This is a genomic window from Stenotrophomonas maltophilia, from assembly GCF_002799155.1.
In the GTDB taxonomy this organism is placed as follows: Bacteria; Pseudomonadota; Gammaproteobacteria; order Xanthomonadales; family Xanthomonadaceae; genus Stenotrophomonas; species Stenotrophomonas maltophilia_R.
Genome location: NZ_NERD01000002.1, coordinates 757,212 through 783,188, shown reverse-complemented (window position 1 = coordinate 783,188; position 25,977 = coordinate 757,212). Strand labels below are relative to the sequence as shown.

The window sequence follows — 25,977 nt, the reverse complement described above, 5'->3', positions numbered from 1 at the left end:
GTGCTCAGCGCAGCATCTGCTGCAGGGCACCGGCGATATCGGTAAAGGCGCCATTGAGATCCGGGCCTGGCGTGGCGGTCGCTGCCCGGGCCAGGGGACGGCCCTGTGCAGCGACGATGATCTTCAGCGAGCGCAGCAGGCGCGCTGCGGCTTCGGCCTGTGGATGGCCCTCGCGCTGGGCGCGCAGCAGCGCCTGCACCGCCGGGTTGTCGAGATTGAGGTACAACCGCGAGGGTGCACGCGATTCGATCCGCGCGGTGAACTGCCGGGCCAGGCGCAGCGCCGCCATCGATACGCGCTTGTCGTTCTCGTCATCCTCCAAGCGCTGCTTCAATTCGGCTTCGCGGTCGGGCACCACCACCACGGGCAGCGCCTCCGGGCTGAAGCGCGCCGGCAGCAGCTGCTCGCCGTCACCCAGCTGCTCGCGCAGCCACGCCAGCTGCGTCTCATCAAGGCTGTCATCCGTACGGAACAGCGCGCGGTTGCCCTGCTCGGTGCCGAGTTCGACCAGGCGCAGGCCCTTGGCCTGGGCCCAACGCCGCAGGAACGGCACCACCGCATAGCGATGACCATGCGCGACCGGTACGCCCATCGCGCGGAACAGCATCTCTTCGAAACCACCGCCATTGTCGAGGATGACGTGCACCGCGCCACGCGCCGGCAATGCGCTGGCCGGCAGGTCGCCCTGCGAGGTCGGCACGCGCACGTGCTCCAGCAGCAGGTCGAACAGGCGGTCATCGCACAGCGCCGCGCCCAGCAGCGCCTCGTTGTGGCGGCTCAACACGCGCCGCCACGCTTCCGGTTGCTGCTTCGCAACGTCGGCCAGGCCTTCGATCAGCGCCTCCAGCAAGGCATGCTGCACGGCGCGGTACTGGTCATCGCGCTGCAGGTCTTCGCGGCTGGCGGTGGGGGTCAGCCGCGAGGATTCGATCACCCCGCCGATGAAGCCGGCCCACGGCGGCAGCAGATCACGAGCGTCGTCGTCCAGCAGCATGCCGCGCACGAACACCGACAGGTTGCGGTTGTCGCTGGTGCCATAGGTGGCGCCGTCCTGCACCCACAGCAGGCCGGTGGCATCGCTGCTGCCATCGGCGCGCAGCGGCACGGTGACGATCGGCTCGAAGTCGTGCTCGAAGCGCGCGGCGAACTGCAGCGCCTGGCGACGCGCCTGCACCGGATGCACGGCGACATCCCCCTGGCCGCGCCACGGCGGCGGCTCGGGGTTGAGCGCCTCGCCCGCAGCGCCGATGAAGATCGGCTCGGACAGCAACGCGCAGTAGCGGCCCAGCACCTCGTGCAGGCGCGCCTCGTTGGCCAGCGGCAGGAAGTCCGGATGCAGCTCCAGCTCCACCTCGGTCCCCACCGCGCGTGCCGGCACTTCGCTGACGGTGTACTGCTCGGCGTTGCTGGACACGTACAGATGGCCCAGATCCGGCGCCTGGTACGAGGTGGTACGCACGCTGACCCGGCGCGCCAGCACGAAGGCCGACAGGAAGCCGAGGCCGAACATGCCGATCAGGCCCTCATCATCCTCGCCGCCCTGGCGCAGGCCACGGGTATAACCAACGCCGACGGTGGCCAGGTAATCGTGGATCTCCTGGCGGGTCAGGCCAGCACCGGTATCCGTGATGCGCAGCACGCCGGCACCGGCATCGACCTGCACCGAAATGCGCGAAGGCACCTCGATGCCAGGCTGTTCGATGCGGCGGCGGATGATCGAGTCGTGCGCGTTCTGCACCAGCTCACGCAGCGCCACCACCGGGGTGGAATACAGGTGCTTGCCCAGCACCGTCATCAGTCCATTGAGATCGACCCCGGCACGCCGGATCTCGGCGTCGGGCGTGGTGAACGCGGTGTCCTGCATGTAATCGTTTACTCCTGGGCACGGAAAGACGCCAGGGGGCGTCTTCGTCGAGCGGGAAAAACTAGCACAAGCTGACCCTTGCCGTGTTTGACGTCTGTGCGCCTACAGCAAGGGCATCACGCCGCGTCGATGGCCTCGGACAGGCGCTCCACCGCGATCACTTCCATGCCTTTCACCGAGCCCCCCTTGGGCGCATTGGCCTTGGGCACGATGGCGCGCTTGAAGCCATGGGTGGCGGCCTCGCGCAGGCGGTCTTCGCCATTGGGCACCGGACGGATCTCGCCGGACAGGCCTACCTCGCCGAAGGCAATGGTCTTTTCCGCCAACGGCCGATCCTGCAGCGAGGACAGCACCGCCAGCAGCACCGGCAGGTCGGCCGCGGTCTCCTGCACGCGGATGCCACCGACCACGTTGACGAACACGTCCTGGTCGCCGACCAGCACGCCGCCGTGGCGATGCAGTACCGCCAGCAGCATGGCCAAGCGGTTCTGCTCCAGGCCGACCGCGACACGGCGCGGGTTCGACAGCGGCGACGCATCGACCAGTGCCTGCACCTCCACCAGCAGCGGCCGGGTGCCCTCGCGGGTGACCATCACGCAGCTGCCCGGCTGGTGGGTGCTGCCGCCGGACAGGAAGATCGCCGACGGATTGGAGACCTCCTTCAGGCCCTTGTCGCCCATCGCGAACACGCCCAGTTCGTTGACCGCGCCGAAGCGGTTCTTGAACGCACGCAGCAGGCGGAAGCGGCTGCCGCTCTCACCCTCGAAGTACAGCACCGCGTCGACCATGTGTTCGAGCACGCGCGGGCCAGCGATGCCGCCCTCCTTGGTGACGTGGCCAACCAGGAACACGGCGGTCCCGGTCTCCTTCGCAAAACGCACCAGCCGCGCCGCGCTCTCGCGCACCTGGCTGACCGAGCCCGGCGCAGCGGTCAGGCTCTCGGTCCACAGGGTCTGCACGGAGTCGGCCACGATCAGCCGCGGGCCGGCCTTGGACGCATGCTGCAGGATCGATTCGACCCCGGTTTCGGCCAGTGCGTTGACCCCGTCCAGCGGCAGCTCCAGCCGGTGCGCGCGGCCGGCCACCTGCGCCAGTGATTCCTCGCCGGTGACGTACAGCACCGGCAGCTCGGCCGCCATCTTCGCTACCGCCTGCAGCAGCAGGGTCGACTTGCCGATGCCCGGGTCACCGCCCACCAGCACCACCGCGCCCTCGACCAGGCCACCGCCCAGCACCCGGTCGAACTCGCCGATGCCGGTGGAGACCCGGCGATGCTCGGTCTGCTCCACGTCCTTCAGGGCGGTGATCTTCGGCGGGTCGATCTTGCCGGCCCAGCCCGCCCGGCGCGAGGCCGACGCCTTGGCCGCCGCCGCGCTTTCCAGCACGATTTCCGACAGCGAGTTCCAGGCGTTGCACTCGGTGCACTGGCCCTGCCACTTGCTGAATTCGGCGCCGCATTCATTGCAGACGTAGGCGGTGCGGGCTTTTGCCATCGGATGATTTCCAGCAACGGGAACAGGCGTGGCAGGATAGCCGAGCCGGGTCGCAGGTGCTGCGACCGCTCAAGTCCTGCCCACCCGCGCCGATAGGGGTCGCGGGCGTGCGCCTTGCGGGCGCCCCTCCCTCCCCCACTGGATTCAACATGACTGGCAGTTACAGTCAGAGCCTGGTCATCATCTCCCTGTTGGTGGCCATTCTTGCTTCGTACACAGCGCTGGACATGGCCGGGCGACTGGCCACGGCCGAGGGCCGCGTGGCCCGCTGGTGGCTGGCCGGGGGCGCGGCGGCCATGGGGCTGGGCATCTGGTCGATGCACTTCATCGGCATGCTCGCCTTCGACCTGCCGATCCCGGTGGGTTACGACCTTGGCATCACCCTGTACTCGCTGGCGGTGTCGATCGGTGCTTCCGCCTATGCGCTGTGGCTGGTGTCGCGGCCCAGCCTGCCGTGGCGACGGCTGCTGGCCGGGGCCGTGCTGATGGGCCTGGGCATCGCCACCATGCACTACCTGGGCATGGCAGCGATGCGCATGCAGCCCGGCATCGACTACCACCCGGGTTGGTTTGCCGCCTCCATCGCGGTGGCCATCGGTGCCGCCGGCGCCGCCCTGTGGATCGCCTTCCGCCTGCGCGCCGAGCACCGCCATACGCTGCTCCTGCGCGCGCTTGCATCGCTGGTTATGGGCCTGGCCATCGTCGGCATGCACTACACCGGCATGGCCGCGGCGCGCTTCGCCGAGGGCAGCATCTGTGGCGCCGTCGGCAGTGGCGGCATCGACACGCGCTGGCTGGCGGTGCTGGTGATCGTCACCACCGTGGCCACGCTGGGCATCGCCCTGGTGGCCTCGCTGTTCGACCGGCAGATGCGCGTGCGCACCGGGCTGCTGGCCGACTCGCTGGCGCACGCCAACAACAAGCTGATCCAGGCCGCACTGCATGACCCGTTGACCCAGCTGCCCAACCGCATGCTCCTGCAGGACCGCATCGAGCAGGCCATCGAGAAGGCGCGGCGCCGCAACCATGCGGTGGCGGTGATGTTCTGCGACCTGGACGGCTTCAAGGCGGTCAATGATGCCTATGGCCACCAGCTCGGCGACCGCCTGCTGGTGGCGGTGGCGCAGCGCATCGGCGGCCTGCTGCGGCCCCAGGATACGTTCGCCCGCCTCGGCGGCGACGAGTTCGTGATCGTGCTGGCCATCGATATTCCCGACGATGCGGTGGTGGTGGCCGAGCGCATCATCGCCGCCGCCGGCGAACCGTTCACGCTGGACGCGGCCGAACTGCAGGTCAGTGCCAGCCTCGGCATTGCCCTGTACCCGGACGATGCCAGCAATGAGCGCGAGCTGATGGCGCATGCCGATGCGGCGATGTACCACACCAAGGAAACCGGCCGGAACGGCTACACCTTCTTCACCCCGTCGATGCAGCTCAGTGCCAACCGCCAGCTGCGCCTGCTGCAGGACCTGCGCAAGGCCATCGCCCGCAACGAACTGGTCCTGCACTACCAGCCCAAGTTCCCCGCCGCGGGCGCACCGGCCACCGGCGCCGAAGCGCTGCTGCGCTGGCAGCACCCGGAGCTCGGCCTGCTCGCACCGGATGTATTCATTCCCATCGCCGAACGCAGCGGCCTGATCCTGCCGATCGGTGACTGGGTACTGGACCGCGCCTGTGCGCAGCTGCGCGCATGGCACGAGGCAGGGCATGCGGAATGGTCGATGGCGGTGAACCTGTCGCCGCTGCAGTTCGCCTCGCCGGTGCTGCTGGACAGCGTGCGCGAAGTGCTGGAGCGGCACCGGATCGAGCCGGCCCGGCTGACCCTGGAGATCACCGAGACCACGGCGATGAAGGACGTCGATGCCAGCCTGGCGATACTCAACGACCTGACCGCGATGGGCGTGCACATCGCCATCGATGATTTCGGCACCGGCTATTCCAGCCTGCTGTACCTCAAGCGCATGCCGGCCACCGAACTGAAGATCGACCGTGCGTTCGTGCACGACCTGGAGGGCAATGACGAAGACGCCGCCATCGTCTCGTCGATCATCGCGCTGGGCCGCACCCTGCAGCTGCAGGTGGTCGCCGAGGGCGTGGAAACGCAGGCGCAGCGCGAGTACCTGAGCGAACTCGGCTGCGACCAGCTGCAGGGCTACCACCTGGGTCGGCCGATGGACGCCGAGGAATTCCTGCGCCGGGTGGGCTGAGGCCCCAGTTTCGGGCTCGGATCCCTTGCCGCAGGCAAGGGCTCTGACCCCGTCCACGCAACCCCATCCACGCGTGGCCTGAATCTACCGGGCCCCGGGGTCAGAGCCCTGGCCTGCGGCCAGGGATCCGACCCCATCCAGCTGCAAACAAAAAGGCCGCCCGAGGGCGGCCTTTCTGCGTGGCAACGTCGCGAGGACGTCAGTGCATCATGTGCACGTTCATGTTGTGCATGACCCACAGGGTGCCGGCCACGATGATGCCGATCACCACGACGGTGAAGGCTGCAGCGTTGACGTTCCAGCGGCTTTCCGAAGAGCGGTCCAGGTGCAGGAAGAACACCAGGTGGACCAGCATCTGCAGCACCGCGGTGACCGCGATCACCACACCGTTGACGGTGCGCGAGAAGTCACCCGACATCACCATCCAGAACGGGATGACGGTCAGCACCACCGCCAGCACGAAGCCGATCAGGTACGACTTCACGCTGCCGTGGCTTTCGCCGCCGGTGCCGTGATCGTGTGCATGGTTGTCATGTGCCATTACAGCGCTCCATTGAGGTAGACGACGGAGAACACGCCGATCCAGATCAGGTCCAGGAAGTGCCAGAACAGGCTCAGGCACGCCATGCGGGTCTTGTTGGTCGGGGTCAGGCCGTACTTCTTCAGCTGCACGAACATCACCAGCAGCCACAGCAGGCCGGCGCTGACGTGCAGGCCGTGGGTACCGACCAGGGCGAAGAACGCCGACAGGAAGGCACTGCGGTCCGGACCGTAGCCCTGGTGGATCAGGTGCTGGAATTCCCACACTTCCATGCACATGAAGCCGAAGCCCAGCAGCCAGGTGATGCCCAGCCACAGGTACATCTGGCCCATCTGCTTGCGGTGCATGGCGATCATGCCCAGGCCGAAGGTCAGCGACGAGGTCAGCAGCAGCGCGGTTTCCCACGCCACGAACGGCAGCTCGAACAGGTCCTTCGCGGTGGGGCCACCATCGGTTCCGCCGGCCAGCACCACGTAGGTGGCGAACAGCGAGGCGAAGATGAGGCAGTCGCTCATCAGGTACACCCAGAAACCGAAGACGGTATTGCCGCCGGTGTCGTGGTGCTCGTGGTCGTCATGGCCATGGGCCGCCGCGTGCGCGGCATGCCCGTGGCTCAGGGTCGAGGTATTGGTGCTCATGCCTTCAGCTCCGACTTCACCAGCCCCTGGGCTTCCAGGTGCTTGCGGTGTTCGTTCTCGATGCGTTCCACCTCGGCGGCCGGGACCCAGTAGTCCACGTCCTGGTCGAAGGTGCGGTAGATGAACGTGGCGATCATGCCGACGAAGCCGACGATGGCCAGCCACCAGATGTGCCAGATCATCGCGAAGCCGAACACCAGGCTGAAGGCACCGATGACAACGCCCGTGCCGGTGTTGCGCGGCATGTGGATGTCGGTGTACTTGGCCGGCTTCGGCCAGGCTTCACCACGCTGCTTGCGCTCCCAGAAATCGTCCAGCTCGGTGACTTCCGGCAGGGTGCCGAAGTTGTAGAAGGCCGGCGGCGAAGAGGTTTCCCACTCCAGCGTACGCGCATCCCACGGGTCGCCGGTCAGGTCGACGGTCTTCTTGCGGTCGCGGATCGACACGGCCACCTGGATGATCTGGCACAGGATGCCGGCGCCGACGATGAAGGCACCTGCAGCTGCGACCAGCAGCAGCGGCTCATAGGCCGGGTTGACCGTGCTCTGCAGACGACGGGTCATGCCCATGAAGCCCAGCACGTACATCGGCATGAAGGTCACGTAGAAGCCGATGAACCAGCACCAGAACGCGCACTTGCCCCAGAACTCGTTGAGGCGGAAGCCGAACATCTTCGGCCACCAGTAGGTGATGCCGGCGAACATGCCGAACACCACGCCGCCGATGATGACGTTGTGGAAGTGGGCGATCAGGAACAGGCTGTTGTGCAGCACGAAGTCGATGGCCGGGATCGCCAGCATCACGCCGGTCATGCCGCCGATGACGAAGGTGACCATGAAGCCGATGGTCCACAGCACCGGGGTGGTGAAGTGCACGCGGCCGCGGAACATGGTGAACAGCCAGTTGAAGATCTTCACACCGGTCGGGATCGAGATGATCATCGTCGTGATGCCGAAGAAGGCATTGACGTTGGCGCCCGAACCCATGGTGAAGAAGTGGTGCAGCCACACGATGAACGACAGCACGCCGATGCAGGCGGTGGCGTAGACCATGCCCTTGTAGCCGAACAGCGCCTTGCGCGAGAAGGTCGCGATGACTTCGGAGAACACACCGAACGCCGGCAGGACCAGGATGTACACCTCCGGGTGGCCCCAGATCCAGATCAGGTTGATGTACAGCATGGCGTTGCCGCCACCGTCATTGGTGAAGAAGTGCGTACCCAGGTAACGGTCCAGGGTCAGCAGCACCAGGGTGATGGTCAGCACCGGGAAGGCCGCGACGATCAGCACGTTGGTCACCAGGGCGGTCCAGGTGAACACCGGCATCTGCATCAGCTTCATGCTCGGGGTGCGCATCTTGAGGATGGTGATGAAGAAGTTGATACCACTGAGCGTGGTACCCAAACCCGCCACCTGTAGACCCCAGATGTAATAGTCCATGCCGACGCTTGGACTGTATTCGATGCCCGACAGCGGCGGGAACGCCAGCCAGCCGGTGGCAGCGAACTCACCGATCCACAGCGACAGCATGATCAGCACCGCACCGGACACGAACAGCCAGAAGCTGAGCGAGTTGACGAACGGGAACGCGACGTCGCGCGCACCGATCTGCAACGGCACGGCCAGGTTCATCAGGCCGGTGATCAGCGGCATCGCCACGAAGAAGATCATGATCACGCCGTGGGCGGTGAAGATCTGGTCGTAGTGGTGCGGCGGCAGGTAACCCTCGGAACCACCGACGGCGATGGCCTGCTGGGTACGCATCATGATGGCGTCGGAGAAACCGCGCAGCAGCATGACGAAGGCGACGATGAGGTACATCACGCCGATCTTCTTGTGGTCCACCGAGGTGAACCACTCCTTCCACAGGTAGCCCCACAGCTTGAACTTGGTGATCAGGGCCATGACGCCCAGGCCACCCAGCACCGCGCCGACCAGGGTGGTCAGCACGATCGGATCGTGGGGGATCGACTCAAGAGAGAGTTTTCCCAACATGTTCATTCTCCCGAACCCGCGTGGCCGGCATGGCCTGCGTGTTCGTGTTCGTTGGCATCCAGGTTTTCACCCGATTCCTTGGAATCATGCGCGTCACTGGGGGCATGGCCCTCGTGCGCTTCATGGCTGGCGGCATCGGCAGCGGCGGCACCGGCGTGCGAGTGCTTCATGCCGTAATGCTTGTTGTCGCCCATGTGCTTGGCGATGACCCAGTCGAACAGGCCTTCTTCGGTCTTGCCGAAGTAGGTGACCGGATACCACTCGGCATTGCGTGCTTCGCCCAGGGCCTTGAACGAGGCCTTGTCCAGGGTCTGCTCGCCGGCACGGACCTGGTCCAGCCACTGGCGGTATTCGGCATCGGTGACCGAGTAGGCGGTGAAGTGCATCTTGGCGAAGCCCGCGCCGCTGTAGTGCGAGGACATGCCCGGGAATTCACCGGTCTCGTTGGCGATCAGGTGGAGCTTGGTCTCCATCGCAGCCATCGAGTAGATCATGCTGCCCAGGTGCGGGATGAAGAAGGCATTCATCACCGAATCGGACGTGATCTTGAAGTTCAGCGGCGTGTTGACCGGGAACTTGATTTCGTTGACGACCGCCACCTTCTCTTCCGGATAGATGAACAGCCACTTCCAGTCCAACGAGATCGCCTCGATGGTGACCGGCTTGACGTCCGAATCCAGCGGACGATAGGGGTCCAGTGCGTGCGACGAGCGCCAGGTCAGGACCGCCAGCACCAGCACGATCATGCAGGGAATGGACCACACCACCACCTCGATCGCCGTCGAGTGGGACCACTTCGGCTCGTAACGGGCCTTGGTGTTGGAGGCGCGATACTTCCACGCGAAGGTCAGGGTCATGATGATGACCGGGATGACGACCAGCAGCATGAGCACGGTGGCCGTGATCAGCAGGGTCTTCTCATCCTGGCCGATCTGGCCCTTCGGACTGAGGATGGCCACCGCATCGCAACCGGTGAGCATCACCAGCAACGACAGCAGCAGGCCCGGGCGCAACCAGCGCCCAAGGGTTTTCAACGGAATCATCGGTCGATCCAATTGCGAGGGAATGCCGTTCCCCGTCCTGCCTGTTCCGGCCAAAGCCGGTCCCACCGGTCCGGAAGACAGGCAGGGAGGTGGGGTCGAGTCAGCCTTTCAATTTTAGGCCGTCACCCACCATTTAAGAAAGGCATTGACAATGATCGAGCGCAGGAAAGGCCCGATTCTGGCTGCGACACGTTGTCGCACCGCGCAGGCGCGGCGGGCAGAACACCCGGGGGCGGCATCCTAGCATCGGGTGCTGGCCGGCGGTCCGGACTCGTTCGGCAAAGTCGTCTGAACCTGTTCAGGCGTGCTGGCGGGTAGCCGGCATGGGATGCTCGGCGCAGGAGGAAGGCCCTTGGACAAGATCGACTTCAGGAAGCGCGACCAGACGCTCTATCAACCGCCCGCCGGCAGGTTCGTACGGGTCGATGTGCCCCCCCTGCCCTACGTGATGGTCGATGGTCGCGGCGACCCGAACACGGCCCCCGCCTACCTGCAGGCCGTGCAGTGGCTGTATTCGGTGAGCTATGCATTGAAGTTCGCGCTGAAGGCCATGGGCCAGGATTACGTGGTGCCACCGCTGGAAGCACTGTGGAGCGCCGAGGATCCGGCCAGCTTCGTCGCGCGGCGGAAGGATGAGTGGGCCTGGACCGTAATGATCCGCACGCCCGAGGGCATCGCCCCTGCACAGTGGCAGGCCGCGATCAGCAAGGCGCGCACCAAGCTGGGAGAGGCTCCGCCCAGCCTTCGCCATGAAATCCTTGCCGAGGGGCCCAGCCTGCAGACCTTGCACGTGGGCGCCTACGATGACGAAGGCCCCACCCTGGCGCATCTGCATGACGAATTGATGCCCGCACTGGGATACACCTTTGCCGGCCCCCATCATGAGATCTACCTGAGCGACCCGCGCAGGACCGAGGCGGCACGATTAAAAACCGTGCTGCGGCAACCGGTGCGGCCGATTGAGCCTGATGAGGGCTCGCACACGTGATACATGGAATGCCATGCGCCTGATCAGCCGACTGCTGCACTGGACTATCCTGCCCACTGGGCGCCGCCTGATGGCCGTGCTGGGTGCTGCGCTGGTGATCGTGCTGGCCTGCAATCCGGATCTGCTGCCGTTGCTGCCTGTGGTGGACGCGCTGGGGCTGGATGTACTGATGCTGTTGCTGGGTGCACAGGTGGTGGCGGTACTGCCTTGGGCGCGGGAGCATGCCGCGCGCGGGACCAGGGTGCTTGCACGCCTGATGATGGGCACATTGGCGGGAGCGGCAGGTGGATATCTCCGGCAGCTCGCGTGGTGGATGGCACGGGGTGCGGTGATCGCTGGACGTGAATGAAAGTGTGTTTCATCAGTGACGTTGCCAACCGCTCATTTCCCTTGGGCACAAACAGAAAGCCCCGGCAACGGCCAGGGCTTTCTGTTGATGTAACTGCTCGTCTTGCGTGAAGTGCGTCTAGAACGCGGTCGGACCGATTTGAATCACACCATCATGGGTCAATGCGAGACGGATCCTGGTTCTGCCACCCGCCGTGACCACGTGGGAAATTTCGCGCCTGTGCGCCGATTCATCCCCCCATGAACAGAGCCCTTTACCCGCGAAACTTGCGCTGACAATGCGATTGCCGGCAGGCACAGACAGCGAGACAGACTCTCCCCGCTGCAGATGGGCCGCCAGGGTGCCGTCGATATACAGTGCAAGTGGGCACGCCCCACCAACCGCGCCGACGTCGCGCGTCACGATGACCTGTCCGGAAGCACTGTCCCCCATCCCATTGAAGGCGAAAATGCGCTCGGCAGGCACCGGTTGCGCCTGTTCGGAGCTGACCTGACGGGTCGCACAGCCGGCGAGAACCACGCACGCAATCAGACTCACCACGATCTTCTTCATGACACCCCCTGTTGATTGAAACTGACTTGCCCGGTCCAGCCCAGCGCCGCACGCAATCCATGACGGCAATGGTAATGACCCCGACCGAGCCGGTACATGCCTGCAGTTCCATCGGACGCTTCCGCCGGGGTCGGGCCGCGCCAGCACAGCCCAAACAAAAAGCCCCGACCTAGGCCGGGGCTTTTCATTACAACTGGTGCCGGAAACAGGAGTCGAACCTGCGACCTACGCATTACGAATGCGCCGCTCTACCAACTGAGCTATTCCGGCGGAGCCCGCGATTTTACGGGCTGGGCGCCCCGGCGGTCAATCCACCCGGCTCAGCCCGCCTCCACCCGGTTCGCACACACCCGCCCTTCGGCGAAATCCTGCAGGTTCCCCAGCGTGATCGCCGAGATCTCCTGCAGCGCCTCCACGGTGAAGAAGCCCTGGTGGCCGGTCACCAGCACGTTGGGGAAGGTCATCAGGCGCTGGAAGGCCTCGTCGTCGATGATCTCGCCGGAGAGGTCCTGGAAGAACAACGCGCTTTCCTGCTCGTAGACATCAATGGCCAGGTGGCCCAGCCGCCGTGACTTCAGCGCTCGGATCACCGCATGGGTATCGACAAGTGCGCCGCGCGAGGTATTGACCAGCATCGCGCCGGTCTTCATCCGCGCCAACGAGGCGTCGTTGATCAGGTGCTGGGTATCGGGCGTCAGTGGGCAATGCAGCGACACGATATCGGCGCGCGCCAGCAGTTCATCCAGCCCAACCATGTCGCCCACGCCGGCGAAGGCCGGCGATGGATACGGGTCGTGCCCCAGCACGGTGCAGCCCATGCCGTTGAAGATGCGCGCGGTGGCCAAGCCGATCTTGCCGGTCCCGACGATGCCGACCGTGCGCCCATGCAGGGTGCGCCCGAGCAGGCCATCGAGCATGAAGTTGCCCTCGCGCACGCGGTTGTAGGCGCGATGGGTCTGCCGGTTGAGCGTCATCACCAGCGCCAGCGCGTGCTCGGCCACGGCTTCGGGGGAATAGGCCGGCACCCGTGCGACGAACAGGTCCAGCGCTGTCGCGGCGGCCAGATCCACATTGTTGAAGCCGGCGCAGCGCAGCAGTACGGCGCGCACGCCCAACGCATGCAGCGCGTGCAGAGCCGGCGCGTCGAGGCGGTCATTGACGAACACGCAGACGGCGGCGCAGTCCTGCGCAAGCGCGGCGGTATGCACGTCCAGCGCGACATCGAAGTACACGAACGCAAAGCCCTGCCCGGCCGCATCGCGCTGGTTGGCCTCGTCCAGGAAGCGACGATCGTAGGGGCGGGCACTGAAAACGGCGATCTGCATGGACGGGCCTGGCTGGAGTTCCCTGCCGACCATACCGCAGCACCTGCCCTGATGGGATGGCCCCGGCGATACGGATATCGCCGGGGCCGAGTACCCCTTAGAACCGGTAGCCCAGGCCCAGCATCACGCCGTTCTGGATCTGCCCGTCGCGGCGCTCGCCCACGTAGTCGGCCATGATCGACAGGCGCTCGCTGGCGCGACTGGTCACGCCCACGTTCCAGGCCAGCACCTGCTCGCCCACGGCCTGGCTGCTGGCACCAAACACCAGGTCCGGGGCTGCGGCGAAACCGGTGCTGTAGCGCGCCTGCGAATCGCCCAGCTCCTTCTGCCAGACCACGCGGGCACGCGGAGTGATGCGCTCGCCGTTGTTGCCCTCGAAGGTCTTGAACAACTGCAGGCCGGCACCCACGCGGATACTTTCCAGGCTGCCGCTGCGACCGGCCAGCGCACCGGCACCCTGCCCTTCGTTGAAGCGGGTTGCCGACGTCCGTGCGTAGTCCACCACCGGCAGCAGCGGCTGGATCACCAGCCCCTTGCCAGTGGTGAAGGAGAAGGCATGTTCGACCCGCGCCGAGATCGCATCGTTGCTGTATCGGGCACGCAGCGGCTGCTGCAGGCCCTCGATGGCGGAGAGGCTGCGGCGGGTGTCATGGCGCAGATCGGTGTAGCGCACGGCCGCTGACAGGTAGCCACGCGAATAGGTCGCGTCCAGGTAGCCGCCCACGTCCAGCGCGCGCACGTCGCCGCTGAAGCCGGAGCCATCGCTGGCCTTGGTCGACATGTCGGCCGCGGCCACGCTGGCACCCAGGGTGACGCGGTCATCGGCCAGGCGGGTGTCGGCACCGACCACGATGCCACCGATGTTGTGGCTCAGGCCGCCCACGCCACCGTCGGCGTCGATGCGGCCATGGCTGGCGAAACCGCGTGCCCACAGGCCATGGCTGCGTCCCGTCGCACCGCCACCGCCAGTCCCCTCGCCGGCCGGTTCGACCAGATGCATGGCCAACTGGTTGAACAGGCTGCCATGACGCATGCCCGGCTGCGCCGAGACCGACTGCGCCGCCTGCGAAGCCAGTCCATCGGCATCGCCGCCACTGCGCATCGCCGCCTGGTGCTGCTGCACCACGTTGCCGATGCTGCCCAGCAGTGCGTTGTCGGCCAGGCGCAGGCTGGCATGGGCATCACCGCGCAGGGCGCCGGCCTGCTGTGCGATCACATCGCGGTCGGTGAACTGCAGCGCGCCGAGCAGCGACTTCAGGCCGCTGTCCTGGCGGTCCGATGCGGCTGCCAGCGCGCGCCCCAGACCGTCGCCGGAGGTGCCGTTGGCAAACAGCCCCAGCTGGTCGAAGCCCGGGTTGGCGGTCAGCCACAGGCCATCGGCCGTCTGGTTGACGTTGAAGCTGAGCAGCGAATTGTGGCGCGGGCGGAACACTTCACCGCCGGTGATGCTGGCGCTGTAGCCGGCATCGCCCAGCCGCACGACATCCTGGAAGCCGCCCTGGTAGATCGGCCCTTCCACCAGGTCGCGGCGGTAGGCACCGGCATAGAAGCCCTGGGCAACATTCAACGCCAGGTGTGCACCCTGCGCGATCACCAGCGCGCCCTCCTCGGCACCGTCATCGTAGAAGCTGCCGACGCGCAGGCGGCCACTGCCGGTGCCACCGGCCTCGGTAACGTCGAACAGCAGCTGGCCGCCGGGCATGATGTTGACGTAGCCGTGGGTCACCAGATCACCGCCGCGCGGCATCAACGTGCCGAACACGCGCAGGCGGTTGAAGCCGTCCTCGCGCCAGGAGGGGCCGGTGCCATCCAGCAGTGCATCGGTGTCGATGCCCACCGATGCGATATCACCGTGACCGACCACGACGCTGCCCGGCATCACCCGCAGCTCGGGGGTGCGCAGCGCACCGCCCTCCAGTGCGATGGTGCCGTTATCGACCAGCATGAAATCGGCGCCGGTGGTTTCGGCGGTGCGCCACGTGGCGCCATTGCTGACACGGATCACGCCGGCGGAATTGGCCAGGGTCGAAACGTCCAGATCGGCCAGCCGCAGCTGGCCGCGCAGCTCATCCTGGAGGTCGGGGTCGCCGAGCAGCTGCTGCAGCGACTGTGCGCCGATGCCGTTCGGCCCCCGCGTGGAGACGTTGTACAGGCTCACCGCGTAATTGACGTAGGTGCTGGCCCAGTCGGTGTTCCAGCGCGCGAAATCGTCATCGACGAAGGCCTGCAGCTGGCGCGCGGTGCGCAGGTAGCCCGGGTTGATGTCGCCACTGACGTTACTGGTGATACGGAGGGTGTCGCCCGGATCACGGTAGCCTGCCGTGTTGATGATGTTGTTGCCGCGGATGTCCTGGCCCGGGAACGACTCCAGCTTGCTGCCGCTGCCATCCGGATCGAAGGTGACCGATGTACCCGTGGTACGCGCCGGGTCGCGGAACACCAGCAGGCCGTTGGGCGCCACCACTTCGTACATGGCCTTGTGCAACAGGCCGGCATCCATGCCGCCGCCATAGTTGCCGGTGTAGATCTGGGTCATGCGCGGCGACGGAGCGTAGGTGATCCTGCCACCACTGCTGGCAGCATGGATCTGCACCGAATCGACCAGCGGCAGATCGCCGCCGAGATAACGGTTGACGCCGCCGGACTGCATGATCGAGCAGGACGAAATGCAGTGACCGGACACGATGGTGTCCAGGCCCTGGGTACGGATCACTGCCTGCAGCCACTCGCCGGCGATCAGCGCGCCACCGTTGGACGTACGCAGCACGACTTCACGGATCGGACGGCCTTCAGCCTGCGCCTTGGCCAGCAGTGCAGGCAGCGCCACCACATCGGCAACGGTGACGCCGCCGCTGAGGAAGACGCGATCGTCCTGCACGTGATAATTCATTGCCATGACGTCATCAACCGCCGCCATGGCGGTGATGCCCATCAGCCCTGCCAGGGCCAGGCTCAACTTCGAATGCTTCATGTGTTCTCTCTCCACCCGCAACACACGGGTCAGGAGTTCAACGTCCGGGTGGCGCGATCTCCCCCAGCGCACCGGCCCTCGAAACATGAATGCATTCACAATGAAATCATGGACCATGCCCACTCTTCCCCATCCGGTCATCGTCGCGTAAAACTCGAAGACGTACCCGCCACCGACGCCCGAGGCCAGCCCTGTCCGCCCCCTCTCCTCTGATCCATCGCGCGCCGGACCTGTCCGTGCCGGCGGACGCGTTCATTGCGTTCGTGCGGGAGGAACGCGCGCCGTTGTGCGCCTTCCTGCGCACGCGCGGTGTTGGGCCGGAGGATGCCGAGGACATCGCGCAGGACTGCATGGAGCGGCTGATCCGCTATCGCACGCACAGTGCCGACGAGTTGCGGCTGCTGCTGTATCGTATCGCCCGCAACCGCCTGGCAGATCGCGGGCGTTCGTCGCAGTCGCGACCGCATCTGTCCCTGGCCGAGCACGATGGCGGCAACGAGCCTTCCAGCACGTCGCCCGATCCATTGCGCCAGGCCGAGTCCGGGCAGATGCTGTCCCTGCTGCGGCAGGCCCTGTTCAAGCTGCCCGAGCGCGCGCGCGAGGTGTACCTGCTCAACCGGATCACCGGCATGAGCTATACGCAGATCGCGCGCCACTGTGGAATTACCGCCAAGACCGTGGAAAAACATATCGCCCGCGCCCTGCAGGGCCTGCGCCAGGAACTCGGATCGGATCCGCTGCACAACGACAGGGACAACGGATGAGTCAGGCGAGGCCCCGGGAAGACACCCAGCTGTTCGAACGCGCCAGCGCCTGGGTAGCGCGGCTGGAAGCTCCGGACTGTACGCCGGGCGAGCGCGAGACGTTCGAGGACTGGCTGGCCGAAGATCCGGCCCATGTCAAAGCCTGGATCCAGGCCGAGACGCTGTTCCAGCAGGGCGAAGTATTGGCCACCGACCCGTGGCTGCGCACTGCCGCGGCACGCGTGGCGCGGCCGGTGCGGCGCCGCTGGCTGCCGGCGGTGACCGCTGCCGCAGGCGTCTGCCTGGCCATCGGGATCGGCTGGATGGTGGCGGTCGATGGCAACCCCACCCCACTTCGCTATGCCAACGATTCCCACCAGCCCCGGCAACAGACGCTGGCCGATGGCAGCGTGGCCACGCTGGATGCCGGCACCACCCTGCACGCCCGTTTCGGCTGGCGCCATCGCAACCTGGTACTGGAACGTGGCCGCGTGCAGCTGCAGGTCGCACCGTCGGGCAAGGCGCTGCAGCTGCGCGCCGGCGACAGCACCATCCGCGACATCGGTACCACCTTCCAGGTGGAACGCCTGCACGACGGCCTGGTCGAAGTTGCGCTGCTGGAAGGTGCGGTAGAAGTCAGCAATGGCGGGACCCAGCACACGCTGACGCCCGGCCAGCAATTGCAGGTGCTGCCGTCGGGCCGCATCCAGCCCGGTCCGGCACTGTCGTCCAATGCCGCTGCCGAAGGCTGGCTGCAGGGGCAGCTGGTGTTCGATGCCACGCCGCTGTCGATCGTTGTCGAGCGCATGAACCGCTACGGCCGCACGCCGCTGGTGATCGCCGATCCCGAGATCGCCAGCCTGGCGGTGAGTGGCACTTTCCGTGCCGGCGACGCGCAGGAGCTGCTGTCGGCACTGGAACTGGGTTGGTCGGTGGCTGGCCAGACGCGACCGGATGGCGCGCTGGAACTGCGCCGCACGTACTGAGGAGGCCTGCGGTGATGGTAGTACCGGGCGCGCTGCAGGGAGGGCTGCTCCGCACCCTGTTCTGCTTCGCGCTGAGCATCCCCGCGCTGCCGTCTGCCGGTGCGGCCGAGCAGGCGGGCACCCTGGAGGTCGATGTGGGTTCAGGCCCGCTGGCACCCGCCCTGCAGCATTGGGCGCGACAGAGCGGCATCGCCCTGCTGTTCGATGCGCGTGAGCTGGATGGCCTGCGCACGGCCGGCACCCATGGCCACCGCGATGCGGCCACGGCCCTGAAGGAACTGGTTGCCGGCATGCCGGTGAACATCCTGCGTACGCCTGCTGGCGGATTCGTCGTCCGCCGCACCCACCCCGCGCCGCCATCGCCATCGGCGGTCGCGGCCCGCGCCACGCCCGCGGCACCTTCGCCACACAAGGCCGCCGACGCGCCACCGCAGGTGGAACTGGCGCCGATCCATGTCACCGGCAGCCGGCTGCCACGCACCTCCGTGCAGACCACGCTGCCGGTCACCATCATCGACCGCCATGACATCCTGCGCAGCGGCTACGGCAGCCTGTTCGACCTGCTGCGGCACTTGCCGGGCATGAACGGCCACCCGGCGATGAGCACCTCGCGCAGCGGCGATTCGCAGTACCTGCCGGTGGGTGCGGCCACCACCACCAGCCTGGACGGCATGGGTCCGCGTGCGACCTTGTTCCTGGTCAACGGCCGGCGCCTGCCACGCTATCCCATGGTGTCGCTGGAACAGGGGGGGCTCACCGATCTTGGTGGAATTCCGCTCAGTTTCGTCGAACGCATCGAACTGGTACGCGGCGGCGCCTCGGCCATCTATGGTGCCGACGCGATGTCCGGCGTGGTCAACATCATCCTGCGCGACCAGGCCGATGGCCCGGAAGCCATGCTGCAGACCGGCCTGAGCGGACGCGGTGACGCCGGCCAGTATCGCCTGCAGGCGGCCACCGGCGGTGTGCGCGACGGAGGGGACCGCTGGTTCGCCGGCATCGACCTGCACCGCATCGATCACGTGGCCGGTGATCGCCGCCAATGGCATGCGGAAACTTCGCAGTACCTGATCGGCGCGTTCCGCGATGGCCTCTACTGGCCGGCAAAACGCTGCGAAGGGCCATTGAAACGGCGCGATGGTGCCTGCTGGTTCGACAGCGCGCGCCCGCGTTCGCTGCAACCTGCCTCGGATACGGCCTCGGCCTACCTGCGCTACCGGCATGAACGTGGCGAAGGCCGCTATGCCTACGCCGAGGCGCGGGCCAGCCACAACCGGCAGCGCTTCGACCTCGGCCCGACCGCCGTTGCCATCGGCCTGTATGGGTTCACCTTCAACAGCGTGCTGCGCGAAGCCGGCAACGTGCGTCCGCATGTACGTGCCACCGATGCCGACGTCACCTTCGGCATCGGCCGCGACCAGGGCCGGCGCAGCTGGGATGCCGGCATCAGCGCACAGCGCAGCGATGTCACCCTGTCCACGTCGGGCACCGTGCGCGCCGAGCCGCTGCTGCGTGCGGCGGAGACGCTGGACTTCCTGCCCGGCTTCACGTCGCTGCCGGCAGGCGCGGCCGAGCAGTTGTTCCCGTCGATCCGCAACCGCGGCCGCACTGAACAATGGCAGGGCTGGTGGGGCATGCAGCGCGAGTTGATGCCGCTGGCCGGTGGCCACGCACAGCTGGCCACCGGCATCGACCTGCGCCAGGAACGCTGGACCTCGCATCCCGACGCACTGCTGAGCCAAGGTGACCTGGCGCTGGGCCTGCCGCAGGAGCAGCGCCACCTGTCGCGCCGCAGTGGCGGCGCCTACGCCGAACTCGGCCTGCCCCTGGCGCACACGCTGCGCATGGACCTGGCAGCACGCTGGGACCGCGACGGCGACTACCAGGCCTTCTCGCCCCGTGTGGGCCTACGCTGGAGTCCCACGCCACAGTGGTCATTCCTGCTTGCCAGCGGGCGCGGCTACCGTGCCCCCAGCCTGTTCGAGCAGCGGCGTCCACCGGGCTACTTCGGCGCGATCGAACTGCCCGCCTCCAGCGCGCTGCCGGACTGCGCGCAGAGCACTGGCAACGGACGCTGCAACGTTACCGTGGACGTGGTGGAGAACGATGCGCTGAAGGCAGAACGGTCGCTCAGTCATTCCCTGGCCGCCACCTGGACGCCGACCGATACGTTCTCGCTGTCACTGACCCACAACATCGTCGAGCTGCGCAACGAGATCCTGGCCCTGCAACCGGCCGACGCAGTGTGGAACCGCAGCACCTGGGAGCTGGACGAGGATGGCCACCTGCGCAACCTGCGCCTGTCCTTCGACAACATCGGCCGCACCACCTCGCGCAACTGGGTACTGCGCGGGGAGTACCACATCGACACCGGCAACACCGGCCAGTGGCTGTTCTCGCTCGATGCACTGAAACAGCAGGAACTGCGCCGCGAACGTGGCCACGATGCAACGGTGGACCTGCGTGGCCATGTCACACCCACGATGGCTGCCGTGCTCAATGTGCAGTGGCAGAACAGCAACTGGGACATCGCCCTGCGCGGCAACCAGGTCGGACGCACGCGCGCCTGGTTGCCCGGTGCAGAGTGCCCGGAGGATCAGCGCGGGCAGAACCACTGCATGAACCCCCGGCAGCTGCGCTGGAACCTGCATCTCGCACGGCGCCTGGGGCCGCGCGTGGTCGCCGCGCTGGACGTGCACAATGTGCTCGACACGCAACCGGTGAACTATCTGGTCGGCAATGGTGGCCAGATGCCGGGGCTGGATGACCCACTCGGCCGCTACTTCCTGCTGACCCTGCAGATCCGCTGAGCGTAGTACCCTACGCGCCCTGTTCCATCGGTCCCCCACCACCCCATGAAGGCCTATCTCTGGTTCTGGGGCGCGTTCCTGCTGTTCTTCGCGTTACCCTTTCCGTGCATCCTCTACCTCGGCACGTCGTGGCCGGTGCAGCTGGCCGACCGCAGCGCACCGTGGCTGGCACTGCTGTTGCTCGCCGTATCGCTGGCCCTGTGGCTGGCGTTGCTGCTCGCCTTCCTGCACTACCTGCTGCTGGGTCCACCGCGCGCCCTGCATCGGGTGCGTTCGATCTTGGCCGACGGTGAGCCGCGTGATGCCTTGATCGAACAGGCCGAACAGACCGGCATACAGGTACGTGGCTTCCCACAGTGGAAGCTGCAGTTGCGCTTCCAGAACCTGTCCGGCACACCGGTCAGCGAACAGATGCTGGTGGTGGACAGCAAGCCACAACTGCAACGCTTCATTGCCGGCAAGCGTATCGAGGCTCGCCTGAGCCGTGCGCCGGGCGAGTTCCCCAACGTGGTGCTCGACGGCGCCCAGCCGGAACTGGATGTCGGCAGCCTCTGGCGCCGTGGCATCGGTGCGGCGATCGGCATCGTCGCGGTTGCCAGTGCCTACGTGTTCGCCTATCGGCTGCAGAGCGAAGGCCTGGGCTGGACCTTCCTGTCGTTCGGCCATCCACTGCTGGTGTGTCCGCTGGTGTTGTGCGGCTATGCGCTGGGCCTGCGCCTGCTCGGCCGCCTGCTGCAGGCCGATGCCCGCGGTGACGCGCTGAAGTACCGCGGCATCGGCGTGGAGGCGAAGGTGCTGAAGCTGCGCCAGACCGGCACCTATCTCAACGAGCAGCCACAGGTGGAGTTCCAGCTGGAATACACCGACCGCGAGGGTGCCGTGCAACAGGCCAGCGTACGTCGCTTCATCCCACTGATCGAACTGGCCAACCTTCCGCGCGAGCAGGTCACGCTGCTGTACGACCCGGAAGATCGCGGCAACGTTCGCCTGGAGGGAATATGAAGCAGCCGCCCTCGACCCGGCTGGTGTTCTGCGTGGTGTTGCTGGCGCTGGCCGGCGTTGCCGTGGCAGGGGGTGCGCTGCAGACGCTGGGCGAAACGCTGGGCCATTCAGTGCAGGCCGATCGGTTGCCACCCTTCGTTTCGTCGCAACCGCCGCGCGAACAGCCTGCATCGCTTGCGCCCGGCGTTACTGTGGCTGCTGGACCGCAGCCTGCCCCGATTCCCGCGCGAAGCAATCGCCTGTTCGATGCCGACCACCTGCTGGCCGCACGCCAGGCGCTCGAGGAACTGCCGGCGCTGGCCGGGCATCGGCTGACGGTGTTCCACAGCATCCACTTCTACGATGATGGCCGCATCAACCTGGACCTGGTCGATCCGCAGCACCCCTCGCGCGTTGACAGCTACCACTTCGAGCGCGGCCAGTGGCGCAGGGGCAGCCCGGTCGATCCGCAACGCTTCGCCCCCACCATCACCCTGCGCCGCAGCAGCACGGCGCTGGCCAATATCGATTTCGAGGCGGTGCCACGCGTCGCCCAGGCGCTGCAGGCGCAGCGAAACGCGTTGATGGGCACACCGGGTGAAGTCGGTCACGTCTATGTGATCGTGCGCAAGGGTGGCACTCTGGTCTGGCTGCCGGACGAGGTCGCCGGTGACCGCCAGTCCGTACGCCTCTCGTTCGACGCACAGGGTGCCCTGCGCGGCACGAGCCACCGATAGTCAACGCAAAAAAGGGGACGGAGGGGATTAAGTCGTTTATGCCATGGTGCCGTCTGCGACTTAATCCCCTCCGTCCCCTTTTCACTGTTTCACCGAGCGGGCGATGGCGTACTGCGCGCCGTAGTAGGTGGACAACACCAGCAGGCTGGCCAGCGGCAGGCCGCCGGCGAAGCGGTCCCAGGCCAGCAACGAATCGCTGGCGACGAACAGCAGCGCACCGGCGGCAGCCCAGCGCGCACTGCTGCCTTCCACGGCTCCGGGCTGCGGCCGGCGCCACTGGCGTGCCAGTGCCAACACCGCCATCGAGGCCAGCACCATCACGTACGCCAGCACCGGAATACGCATCGGTGCAGGCAGGTGCGGCCACAGACCCAGTACATTGAGTACAGCGAACGCGCCGAGCAGGACGCCGGCGGCGAGCAGGCCGCGTCCAGCACGCAGGCCATCGCGGAAGGCGACGATGTAGCAGAGATGCGCCAGCAGGAACGCCACCAGCCCCGGTACGAAAGCGTCCATCGGCAGCATCAGCGCGATGTCACCCACGCACGACAGCAGCATGCCGGCCAGCACCGCGCGACGGTAGAAAGGCTGCGCGGGATCACGCACCCGCCAGGCGATGGCGGCGATCAGCAGCGTGGTGGCCGGCTTGGCCAGCCAGTGCAGCCAGTGCCCATCGCCGTGCAGGAATGCACCCACGATGGCGAGAATCGCCATCAACAGGACCACGCCATCGCGGGCGCGCGGCTTCATCGTGCCTTCCACAGATCCGCAAGGCGGTCAGGTTTGCCGGCGATTCTCTCCAGCACCGGATACTGCAGGCCACCGTGATAGTCGATGTTCATTGTTTCAATGCGGTCGAACCGCTTCACCAGCAGCACGATCGGCGCCTTGTCCTTCGCCGCGCCGGCGACGGCGTCCTTCAAGCGCTGGCTGCTGTACTCGCGGCCGCCAACGGCAATCACCTTCATGCCCGGCGCCAGGCCGGCATTGAACGCCGGGCTGTCCCAGATCACGTCGCCGACCACGCCGCTGTCGAGCACCGTCGCGCCCAGCGAGTACGCCAGCAACGCCGCCTTCGCGCGCTTTTCCTGCGCCTTGTAGGCGTCGTTCGGAGTATCGCGGTAGGCCAGCTTCCAGCCCGCCAGTTCCAAGCCACCGGTCAACGAACCATGGCCATCCAGGCGCCCGCGCAGGAACGTCGCCCAGTCATACGGCGCGATGCCGTTCAAGGTCGTGACCACGTCATCGAAGGTGTACGGGTTGACCTCCCAGTCGCCATTGCCGACGCCGAAGAAGGCGCGCGCGAATTCGTCCAGGCTGCGCCGGTTGCCGCTCAGTTCGCGCAGCTTGCCCTCCACTTCCAGCCACAGCATCTGGCCGCCGGAGTAGTAGTCCTCGCTCATCTGGTAATTGCGGTAAGGCAGCGTGCGGCGCTGCGCGATGGTCGGATCGTTGGTGGTGTCCTGCAGCGGGCGCCAGGCCAGGCCCGGCCGGCCACGATCATAGGTCGCGGCCACATTGGCCAGCATGTCGCGCGCCTGCGCGGTCGACCACAGGCCCGAACGCGCCGCCAGCACCTGCCCCCAGAACTGGGTCTGCCCTTCGTACACCCATAGCAGGCTGTCGCCCATCGGCACGTTGAAGTTGGCGGTGGCCAGATCCGCGCCGCGGCGGTACTTGCCGTTCCAGGAATGGGTGTACTCGTGCGGCAGCAGGTCGCGCATCCAGGCGTTGCTGTCCCACTCGGTGAAGTAGCCCGGGTCGGCGCTGTTCTCGCTGGAACGATGATGCTCCAGGCCGATGCCGCCGAGGCGGTCGGTCAGCGCCAGCAGGAATTCATAGTGGTTGTAGTGGCGCGCGCCGTAGAGCTTGTCGGCCTGCTGCACCAATGCACGGTGCATCGAGATCTGCGCCTCGCTCGGCTTCAGTGACTTGGCGTCGTCGGCGAACACATTGAGGTGCACCGGCACCTTCGCACCCGGGTCGAGATCGATGCGCTGGTAATGCTCGCCGGCGAACAACGGTGAATCGACCAGGTGGTCATACGAGATCGGCTTGAACACCACGGTATCGCCATCGCGGCGCGCGGTTTCAAGCGCAGTGGCGAACGACCAGCCCTTGGGCAGGGTCACGCTGGCCTGCGCCTGCAGGTTGCGTGCATCCACCCCGGCCGGGTACAGCGAGTTGGCGTTCCACTGCAGGTTGAGCATTTCCGGGGTCATCACCACCCGCCCCTGGCTGCCACCCTGCGAGGACAGGAAGTCGAAGTGGGCGACGATTTCAGTCACGCCCTCGGGTACGTCCACCTTGAACGCATAGACGTTGTACTGGTCGCGCTGCCAGGCCAACGGTTTGCCGTTGGCGGTCACGCGCAGGCCGGCCAGCTTGTCGATCGGGCCGGTGGGTGAGTGATTGCCGGGAATCCACTGTGGGTACAGCAGGGTCATCGGGCCGGGCTTGGCCGGCACGCTGGCGGTCACCTTGAAGATGCGCCGGGCCAGGTCGCGTGCGTCCACAGCGATGCGCAGCAGGCCGGGAGCGGCCGCGTTCGCCGGTGGCGAGGTCTGCGCCAGTGCAGGCGTGGCGGTCAGCGCGAACAGCAACGACATGGCCAGGGCACGGGTCTTCATCGGGCAGGTTCCAACAACGGAGAATCCTCCGATGCTAGGCCTGTAGAGTGCCCTGCCCCATGGCCAAAGGTCATGGGCGGACCGCCCATCCGCGCCTGCCAAAAAGCGTGCGAACCAAGGTTCGCACCCACCTTGTGCAGGTTCGCACCCACAAGAGTCAGGCTCGGTCAGTCGACCAGGCGCAGGCGCAGTTCCTTCGGCAGCGCGAACACCATCGATTCCGGTTCGCCGTCCAGCTCGCCGACGCCGGTCGCGCCCAGCTCGGCCAGGCGCGCCAGCACGCCATCGACCAGCACCTGCGGTGCCGAGGCACCGGCGGTCACGCCGATGTGCTGCTTGCCTTCCACCCAGCGCGGGTCGATCTCATGCGCGCCGTCGATCAGGTACGACTCCACGCCCTCACGACGGGCCAGCTCGCTCAAGCGGTTGGAGTTGGAGCTGTTCGGCGAACCGACCACCAGCACCAGATCGCAGCGCTTGGCCAGGTCGCGCACGGCGTCCTGGCGGTTCTGCGTGGCATAGCAGATGTCGTCGTTCTTCGGGCCCTGCATCGCCGGGAAACGCTCGCGCAGCGCATCGATGATGCCGCGCGTGTCATCCACCGACAGCGTGGTCTGGGTGGTGTAGGCGAAGTTTTCCGGCTGGTTGATGTGCAGCGTGGCGACCTGTTCCACATCCTCCACCAGGTAGATCTGGCCGGTGCCGGCTTCACGGTTCCACTGGCCCATAGTGCCTTCCACTTCCGGGTGACCGGCATGGCCGATCAGCACCACGTCACGGCCGGCACGGCAGTGGCGGGCCACTTCGAAGTGGACCTTGGTCACCAGCGGGCAGGTGGCATCGAACACCTTCAGGCCACGGCGCTCGGCTTCCTGGCGCACGGCCTGGGACACGCCATGGGCACTGAAGATCACCGTGTTGTTGTCCGGCACTTCGTCGAGTTCCTCGACGAAGATTGCGCCGCGCTGCTTCAGGTCGTCGACCACGAAGCGGTTGTGCACCACTTCATGGCGGACGTAGATGGGCGCGCCCAGCGTTTCGATCGCGCGCTTGACGATCTCGATCGCACGATCGACACCGGCACAGAAACCACGCGGGTTGGCGAGCAGCACATCCATCAGTTCA

The 25,977-nt window shown here is 66.5% G+C and carries 20 protein-coding genes and 1 tRNA gene; 8 read left to right on the top strand and 13 right to left on the bottom strand.

Features of this window, described 5'->3' with window-relative positions; all coding sequences use genetic code 11:
- Positions 1–4 precede the first annotated feature (4 nt).
- Together B9Y82_RS04200 and radA are read right to left on the bottom strand one after the other, a co-directional pair.
- Positions 5–1,864 (bottom strand): ATP-binding protein, encoded by a 1,860-nt coding sequence (locus tag B9Y82_RS04200; protein ID WP_100471660.1) that lies wholly within the window; start codon positions 1,862–1,864, stop codon positions 5–7.
- A gap of 116 nt (positions 1,865–1,980) precedes the next feature.
- A complete protein-coding gene (radA, locus tag B9Y82_RS04195; RefSeq protein ID WP_100471659.1) occupies positions 1,981–3,357 on the bottom strand; it encodes a DNA repair protein RadA in 1,377 nt (458 codons plus the stop codon).
- A gap of 149 nt (positions 3,358–3,506) precedes the next feature.
- On the opposite strand from radA, the gene B9Y82_RS04190 reads away from it, so the two are divergent.
- Complete coding sequence (locus B9Y82_RS04190; RefSeq protein WP_100471658.1) at positions 3,507–5,564, top strand: putative bifunctional diguanylate cyclase/phosphodiesterase; 2,058 nt, start codon at positions 3,507–3,509, stop codon at positions 5,562–5,564.
- 199 nt (positions 5,565–5,763) lie between these two features.
- Here the strand turns inward: B9Y82_RS04190 and cyoD are convergent, their stop codons facing one another.
- The 4 genes from cyoD to cyoA are packed head-to-tail and all read right to left on the bottom strand — an operon-like array spanning position 5,764 to position 9,780.
- On the bottom strand, positions 5,764–6,105 hold the full coding sequence (cyoD, locus tag B9Y82_RS04185; RefSeq protein WP_100471657.1) for a cytochrome o ubiquinol oxidase subunit IV: 342 nt from the start codon (positions 6,103–6,105) through the stop codon (positions 5,764–5,766).
- Complete coding sequence (gene cyoC / locus B9Y82_RS04180) at positions 6,105–6,743, bottom strand: cytochrome o ubiquinol oxidase subunit III (RefSeq protein WP_005408583.1); 639 nt, start codon at positions 6,741–6,743, stop codon at positions 6,105–6,107. Before cyoC ends, cyoD begins: the two co-directional genes overlap by 1 nt.
- Positions 6,740–8,737 (bottom strand): cytochrome o ubiquinol oxidase subunit I, encoded by a 1,998-nt coding sequence (gene cyoB, locus B9Y82_RS04175; protein ID WP_100471656.1) that lies wholly within the window; start codon positions 8,735–8,737, stop codon positions 6,740–6,742. Before cyoB ends, cyoC begins: the two co-directional genes overlap by 4 nt.
- A gap of 2 nt (positions 8,738–8,739) precedes the next feature.
- A complete protein-coding gene (gene cyoA / locus B9Y82_RS04170) occupies positions 8,740–9,780 on the bottom strand; it encodes a ubiquinol oxidase subunit II (RefSeq protein WP_049446433.1) in 1,041 nt (346 codons plus the stop codon).
- A gap of 352 nt (positions 9,781–10,132) precedes the next feature.
- Between cyoA and B9Y82_RS04165 the strand changes: the two genes are divergently transcribed.
- Together B9Y82_RS04165 and B9Y82_RS04160 are read left to right on the top strand one after the other, a co-directional pair.
- Positions 10,133–10,768, top strand: a complete 636-nt coding sequence (locus tag B9Y82_RS04165; protein WP_100471655.1) for a GyrI-like domain-containing protein — start codon at positions 10,133–10,135, stop codon at positions 10,766–10,768.
- A gap of 13 nt (positions 10,769–10,781) precedes the next feature.
- A complete protein-coding gene (locus B9Y82_RS04160; RefSeq protein ID WP_100471654.1) occupies positions 10,782–11,117 on the top strand; it encodes a hypothetical protein in 336 nt (111 codons plus the stop codon).
- A gap of 117 nt (positions 11,118–11,234) precedes the next feature.
- Here B9Y82_RS04160 and B9Y82_RS04155 read toward each other — a convergent pair whose 3' ends face one another.
- From B9Y82_RS04155 to B9Y82_RS04140, 4 genes are all read right to left on the bottom strand, one after another.
- Positions 11,235–11,669, bottom strand: coding sequence for a hypothetical protein (locus B9Y82_RS04155; protein ID WP_100471653.1), 435 nt, complete (start codon positions 11,667–11,669; stop codon positions 11,235–11,237).
- Between the two features lie 194 nt (positions 11,670–11,863).
- A tRNA-Thr gene (locus B9Y82_RS04150) sits at positions 11,864–11,939 on the bottom strand.
- 50 nt (positions 11,940–11,989) lie between these two features.
- Positions 11,990–12,994, bottom strand: coding sequence for a 2-hydroxyacid dehydrogenase (locus tag B9Y82_RS04145; protein ID WP_100471652.1), 1,005 nt, complete (start codon positions 12,992–12,994; stop codon positions 11,990–11,992).
- A gap of 97 nt (positions 12,995–13,091) precedes the next feature.
- Positions 13,092–15,965, bottom strand: a complete 2,874-nt coding sequence (locus tag B9Y82_RS04140) for an autotransporter domain-containing protein (RefSeq protein WP_100471651.1) — start codon at positions 15,963–15,965, stop codon at positions 13,092–13,094.
- Between the two features lie 236 nt (positions 15,966–16,201).
- Here B9Y82_RS04140 and B9Y82_RS04135 point away from each other — a divergent pair, with 236 nt between their 5' ends.
- From B9Y82_RS04135 to B9Y82_RS04115, 5 genes are read left to right on the top strand one after another with little or no spacing between them, the layout of a single operon-like run.
- Positions 16,202–16,729 carry an RNA polymerase sigma factor gene (locus tag B9Y82_RS04135; protein WP_100471650.1) on the top strand — a complete coding sequence of 176 codons (528 nt, stop codon included), beginning with the start codon at positions 16,202–16,204 and terminating at the stop codon, positions 16,727–16,729.
- Positions 16,726–17,694, top strand: coding sequence for a FecR family protein (locus B9Y82_RS04130; RefSeq protein WP_100471649.1), 969 nt, complete (start codon positions 16,726–16,728; stop codon positions 17,692–17,694). The genes B9Y82_RS04135 and B9Y82_RS04130 overlap by 4 nt, the downstream gene beginning before the upstream one ends.
- Positions 17,695–17,708: 14 nt before the next feature.
- Positions 17,709–20,504, top strand: a complete 2,796-nt coding sequence (locus B9Y82_RS04125) for a TonB-dependent receptor plug domain-containing protein (RefSeq protein ID WP_100471648.1) — start codon at positions 17,709–17,711, stop codon at positions 20,502–20,504.
- Between the two features lie 45 nt (positions 20,505–20,549).
- Positions 20,550–21,506, top strand: a complete 957-nt coding sequence (locus B9Y82_RS04120) for a hypothetical protein (protein WP_100471647.1) — start codon at positions 20,550–20,552, stop codon at positions 21,504–21,506.
- Positions 21,503–22,222 (top strand): hypothetical protein, encoded by a 720-nt coding sequence (locus tag B9Y82_RS04115; RefSeq protein ID WP_100471646.1) that lies wholly within the window; start codon positions 21,503–21,505, stop codon positions 22,220–22,222. Before B9Y82_RS04120 ends, B9Y82_RS04115 begins: the two co-directional genes overlap by 4 nt.
- 81 nt (positions 22,223–22,303) lie before the next feature.
- On the opposite strand, the gene B9Y82_RS04110 is transcribed toward B9Y82_RS04115, so the two are convergent.
- The 3 genes from B9Y82_RS04110 to ispH form a co-directional block, all read right to left on the bottom strand.
- Positions 22,304–22,972, bottom strand: a complete 669-nt coding sequence (locus B9Y82_RS04110; protein ID WP_100471645.1) for a lysoplasmalogenase — start codon at positions 22,970–22,972, stop codon at positions 22,304–22,306.
- Positions 22,969–24,852: a M61 family metallopeptidase gene (locus B9Y82_RS04105; RefSeq protein WP_100471644.1), complete on the bottom strand. Its 1,884-nt coding sequence runs from the start codon at positions 24,850–24,852 to the stop codon at positions 22,969–22,971. The genes B9Y82_RS04110 and B9Y82_RS04105 overlap by 4 nt, the downstream gene beginning before the upstream one ends.
- Before the next feature lie 167 nt (positions 24,853–25,019).
- On the bottom strand, positions 25,020–25,970 hold the full coding sequence (gene ispH / locus B9Y82_RS04100) for a 4-hydroxy-3-methylbut-2-enyl diphosphate reductase (protein ID WP_014036381.1): 951 nt from the start codon (positions 25,968–25,970) through the stop codon (positions 25,020–25,022).
- Positions 25,971–25,977 lie beyond the last annotated feature (7 nt).